Raw genomic sequence first — 4,872 nt, 5'->3', positions numbered from 1 at the left:
AAAAGGTAATAAATTGGAGCGGGTGAAGGGAATCGAACCCTCATCATCAGCTTGGAAGGCTGAGGTTTTACCACTAAACTACACCCGCATATACTATTGTGATGGTCGGGAAGACAGGATTCGAACCTGCGACCCCTTGGTCCCAAACCAAGTGCTCTACCAAGCTGAGCTACTTCCCGCTAGAAAAGCATATGTATGACATTGAGTATGAAACACTCGCTTGTAGAAACAAGATGGCGCGCCCGAGAGGAGTCGAACCCCTAACCTTTTGATCCGTAGTCAAACGCTCTATCCAATTGAGCTACGGGCGCAATATGTTGTAAAATCTTTGGTGCGGCCGAGAGGACTTGAACCTCCACGGGGTCGCCCCCACTAGGCCCTCAACCTAGCGCGTCTGCCATTCCGCCACGACCGCGTTTTAAGCGACAAACTCTATTATAACGAGGATAATCTGTTGTGTCAACACTTTTTTAATAGTTATTTCAACAACTATTAAAGTGCGGGTGAAGGGACTTGAACCCCCACGCCTTGCGGCGCCAGATCCTAAGTCTGGTGCGTCTGCCAATTCCGCCACACCCGCATAGATGATTTTGCTTTTGCAAAAATCTTTGGTGAGCCATGAAGGACTCGAACCTTCGACCCTCTGATTAAAAGTCAGATGCTCTACCAACTGAGCTAATGGCTCTTAAATGGCTGGGCTAGCTGGATTCGAACCAACGCATGTCGCAGTCAAAGTGCGATGCCTTACCGCTTGGCTATAGCCCAATGTTTCGTCAAAAAGTGACGAGGTTTATATAATAACATGTCCAAAACATTAAAGTCAATAACTTTTTAAAGAAAAAATCTGGCGGTCCGGACGGGACTCGAACCCGCGACCTCCTGCGTGACAGGCAGGCATTCTAACCAACTGAACTACCGGACCAGAGTTTTTTGCTTTAGCAAAATAACCTTCATTACTTGCGACAGCGAAAATAAAAATGACCCATACGGGATTCGAACCCGTGTTACCGCCGTGAAAGGGCGGTGTCTTAACCGCTTGACCAATGGGCCATGTTCTAAAAATAATGGCGGAGAAGGAGGGATTTGAACCCTCGCGCCAGTTGCCCGACCTACACCCTTAGCAGGGGCGCCTCTTCAGCCACTTGAGTACTTCCCCATAAAAATGGCTCCGCAGGCAAGATTCGAACTTGCGACCGATCGGTTAACAGCCGATAGCTCTACCACTGAGCTACTGCGGAACGTAAACTATTCTTTCGCTTAACTCGTCTTATCGACTCTTTAGATTATAATGACTCAGCTATTTATTGTCAACTACTTTCAAACACTTTTCATCAAAAAAAGATGATCGTAATCAAGAGAGTAACCACTCAGGATTTGTCTTCCTTCATAATAACTTCCTTCACTAATTTAAGCCTGCCTTTACAACGCCCACATACGTATTTTCTTAAATTGATCTTCCTTCTTCTTTTAAACTCCAAACCACACTTCTTGCACTCATAAATTAAATACCTTCTTCTATTATTCACACTCGTTAATATTGAACAATGTCTTGGACCCCCAACTTCATTCAGAAGTCTCTTAAAATCTTCATCTCCATGCTTATATCCCTTACCTTCAATATGTAAATGATAATGACACAGCTCATGTTTAATGATTCCTATTAATTCATCCATACCATGTTCGTCCAAATATTTACGATTAATATCGATATTATGACTACCTAACATATACCTCCCCCCAGTGGTTCTTAACCTTGGGTTGAAATATGCCTTATGAAGAAAAGGCTTATGAAAAGATTGAATAGAAATATTTTCAACAATAAATTGCAGCTCAGCGTCCGTCATATGAAATCCTTCTTTCTTAATTAGAACATGACAACCTATTATAGCATAAACTAGATATCACCCTTACTGTTTCAGCATGACAAAATACTCCAAGGAATGTCACCACATGGATTCAGCTGGCACTTTCTTAGAGATAAGGAGGTTACCCCATGCCTAACTGGCTTGTGAATCAATTGAGGAGAGCCTATTTTGAGAAGGATCGATATCAAATCAAACTCCTTAATCAATGCTGGTATTTTTACCGTAAGAAGAACAGCTCTTAAGTATGGACATCCATCATATCTCATCCTAAATGGCAAAAAGAGCTGACCTGAGATAGCATTCACTCCCCTGCAGTCAGCTCTTACCTGATTATTGAATCATCGTCAATGCGACTCTGCCTTTTTGAACATCCACGCTATCAACCCAAACGGTCACAACATCCCCAACAGACACCACATCTAAAGGATGCTTAACGAAACCATTTTTCAGCTTTGAAATATGGACAAGTCCATCCTGTTTCACACCAACATCGATAAACGCACCGAAATCCACTACATTTCTTACTGTCCCTTGCAACTCCATACCTTGTGTTAAATCTTCGAGTTTCAAGACATCCTTCTTGAGAAGAGGTTTAGGAAATTCATCCCGTGGATCACGCCCTGGTCGAATTAACGAATCCACAATATCTTTGAGCGTTAATACCCCTATTTCCAACTCCTCAGAGACCTCTTCTAATTTCAATTGGTTCAATGACTGTCTCAGTTCTTCTGACCCGATGTCATTTACAGTCAACCCAACTTTCGCAAGAAGCTTCTTCACATCGTTATAATTGTCCGGATGAATAGATGTTCGATCAAGTATCTCTTTCCCATCCATTATTCGTAGGAAACCAATACATTGTTCGTACGTTTTTGCGCCAAGTCTTGGAATTTTCTTTAATTGGGACCTCGAAACAAACTTACCTTCTTCTTCTCTCTTTTTCACAATATTTGTAGCCACCGTTTTGGAGAGGCCCGCAACATATTGTAAGAGTGATGAGGAGGCAGTATTCACATTTACACCCACTTGGTTTACTGCCGTTTCAACCACAAAGGTTAGTGATTCATTTAACTTCTTTTGTGAAACATCATGCTGGTATTGCCCAACTCCAACAGATTTAGGATCGATTTTCACTAATTCAGCTAACGGATCCTGTAATCTTCTTGCGATAGAGACGGCACTTCTTTCTTCAACCTGAAGGTCCGGGAACTCTTCTCTCGCAACATCTGATGCTGAATATACACTTGCTCCAGCTTCGTTGACAATTAAATAGAAGATCGGTTGATCCATATCTTTTAATACATTCACAACAAATTGCTCTGTCTCCCTGGATGCCGTCCCATTCCCAATAGCGACAACCTCAATAGAATATTTTGTCATTATCCCTTTAATCGCTTCTTCCGCCTTTGCGAGTTGAGATTGAGATGAATGTGGATAAATCACATTTATATCAAGTGTTTTTCCTGTTTCATCAATGACTGCTAATTTGCAACCTGTCCGGAAAGCAGGATCGACACCCAAGACCATTTTTCCTTTCATCGGCGGCTGAAGCAATAATTTCCTCAAATTTTCAGAGAAGATATGAATGGCTTGATCCTCCGCTTTCTCTGTTAATTCATTACGAATTTCCCTTTCTACCGATGGTTGGATCAATCTTTTATAGCTATCCTCCACTGCTTCTTTCACAAGAGGAGCAGAGATGGAGTGAACATTTTTAATGACCTGCCTTTGTAAATAGTGCACAATACCTTCTGTATCAGGCTGGATATTCACCTTTAATACATCTTCCTTTTCCCCTCGGTTCATCGCTAAAACCCGATGAGGAACTACTTTATGGATCGGCTCTTGATAAGAGTAGTACATTTCAAAAACTTTTTTCTCATCTACCTCTTCCTTTTTCACCTTTGATTCAATTAGCCCTTTTCGGAATGTATAACTTCTTATGTATTCTCGGTATGAAGCTTCATCGGAAATGTACTCTGCAATAATGTCTTTTGCTCCATTTAAAGCTTCCTCGGTTGTCATTACTTCCTTATCTTCAGACACGTAGTGAGAAGCCTCTTCTTCAACATCTCCCGATGCAGGGAATGTTAGAATCCATTCCGCCAGGGGTTCCAGTCCTTTTTCTTTCGCTACGGTCGCTTTTGTTCTTCGCTTTTGCTTGTATGGTCGGTATAAATCTTCTATCATTTGCAGCTTATCCGCTTTTTTAATAGCCTGTGCTAACTCTTCAGTCAGCTTCCCCTGTTCTTCGATCAATCGAATAACTTCTTCTTTTCTTTGCTCTAAATTTTGCAGGTAATTCCATTTATCCATAATATTACGGATCTGAACTTCGTCTAGTGCTCCGGTCTGTTCTTTTCGATAACGTGCGATGAAAGGGACTGTATTCCCTTCCTCCAGTAGTGAGATCACGTTTTTGACATTTTTTATTGATAGGTTCAATTCTTTTGATACTCTGTTAAGTAATGGTTCTTGATTTGTTAATGTGGCTGCCATTGGTATTACCTCCATGAATAGGATTCTTGTTTATTTTACCATAACTGTCTTTGAGGATTGAAAAGGTGGATTAACTTAAAACATATATCTGATGTATTGAAATGACAACTTTGTCACTGCAATCCACACTGAGAACGTTCCTTTCCGCTCCAGGCACAACATTCCCCGGGGAGGAAGTCGAGCCTCCTCGGGCTTAAGCCCTGTGGGGTCTCGACCTTTCCTCTATTTCCCGCAGGAGTTAAGTGCCTTCCGCTACAATCCACTCTTCGCTACTACATCAGCATAAATATCCAAACCAATTTCACGGAAGAAGAAAATTAACAAAAATCGTCCCCCATCCAGTTCGCACTGAAATACTGGGGTAAGTTGAAATCCAACTGATTTTTGTAAAAAGAGCCTAAACAAAAAAACTTACCCTAAGTCCGTTAGAGTAAGTTTCCAATAATATATGTTGTATCATCTGATTTACCGTCGACTAGAGATTGAATATCACCTAAAGCGCCATGAA

The 4,872-nt window shown here is 41.5% G+C and carries 3 protein-coding genes and 11 tRNA genes; 1 reads left to right on the top strand and 13 read right to left on the bottom strand.

Annotation, left to right across the window (positions count from 1 at the left end; genetic code table 11):
• Positions 1 to 14: 14 nt before the first annotated feature.
• The 12 genes from ACXAF2_RS23485 to ACXAF2_RS23430 form a co-directional block, all read right to left on the bottom strand.
• A tRNA-Gly gene (locus tag ACXAF2_RS23485) sits at positions 15 to 88 on the bottom strand.
• Positions 89 to 102: 14 nt separating this feature from the next.
• Positions 103 to 179 (bottom strand) — tRNA-Pro (locus tag ACXAF2_RS23480).
• A gap of 55 nt (positions 180 to 234) precedes the next feature.
• Positions 235 to 311: transfer RNA gene (locus ACXAF2_RS23475), tRNA-Arg, on the bottom strand.
• Positions 312 to 329: 18 nt separating this feature from the next.
• Positions 330 to 415 (bottom strand) — tRNA-Leu (locus ACXAF2_RS23470).
• An 83-nt stretch (positions 416 to 498) separates the two neighbouring features.
• Positions 499 to 580, bottom strand: a tRNA-Leu gene (locus ACXAF2_RS23465).
• Between the two features lie 29 nt (positions 581 to 609).
• A tRNA-Lys gene (locus ACXAF2_RS23460) sits at positions 610 to 685 on the bottom strand.
• 5 nt (positions 686 to 690) lie between these two features.
• A tRNA-Gln gene (locus tag ACXAF2_RS23455) sits at positions 691 to 765 on the bottom strand.
• Between the two features lie 80 nt (positions 766 to 845).
• Positions 846 to 922, bottom strand: a tRNA-Asp gene (locus ACXAF2_RS23450).
• 56 nt (positions 923 to 978) lie between these two features.
• Positions 979 to 1,050 (bottom strand) — tRNA-Glu (locus tag ACXAF2_RS23445).
• 15 nt (positions 1,051 to 1,065) lie between these two features.
• A tRNA-Ser gene (locus ACXAF2_RS23440) sits at positions 1,066 to 1,156 on the bottom strand.
• A 7-nt stretch (positions 1,157 to 1,163) separates the two neighbouring features.
• Positions 1,164 to 1,238: transfer RNA gene (locus ACXAF2_RS23435), tRNA-Asn, on the bottom strand.
• A 129-nt stretch (positions 1,239 to 1,367) separates the two neighbouring features.
• Entirely contained in the window at positions 1,368 to 1,844 is a 477-nt protein-coding gene (locus ACXAF2_RS23430; RefSeq protein ID WP_475142161.1) for a SprT family protein, read from the bottom strand.
• Between the two features lie 149 nt (positions 1,845 to 1,993).
• Here ACXAF2_RS23430 and cmpA point away from each other — a divergent pair, with 149 nt between their 5' ends.
• Entirely contained in the window at positions 1,994 to 2,107 is a 114-nt protein-coding gene (gene cmpA, locus ACXAF2_RS23425) for a cortex morphogenetic protein CmpA (protein ID WP_113970254.1), read from the top strand.
• Between the two features lie 88 nt (positions 2,108 to 2,195).
• Here cmpA and ACXAF2_RS23420 read toward each other — a convergent pair whose 3' ends face one another.
• Positions 2,196 to 4,364, bottom strand: coding sequence for a Tex family protein (locus tag ACXAF2_RS23420; RefSeq protein WP_475142160.1), 2,169 nt, complete (start codon positions 4,362 to 4,364; stop codon positions 2,196 to 2,198).
• Between the last annotated feature and the right edge of the window lie 508 nt (positions 4,365 to 4,872).

It is taken from the genome of Rossellomorea sp. ABR4_004, from assembly GCF_056159585.1.
The sequence above is the reverse complement of the archived record's forward strand: the minus strand, read 5'-3'. Positions and strand labels throughout refer to the sequence as shown.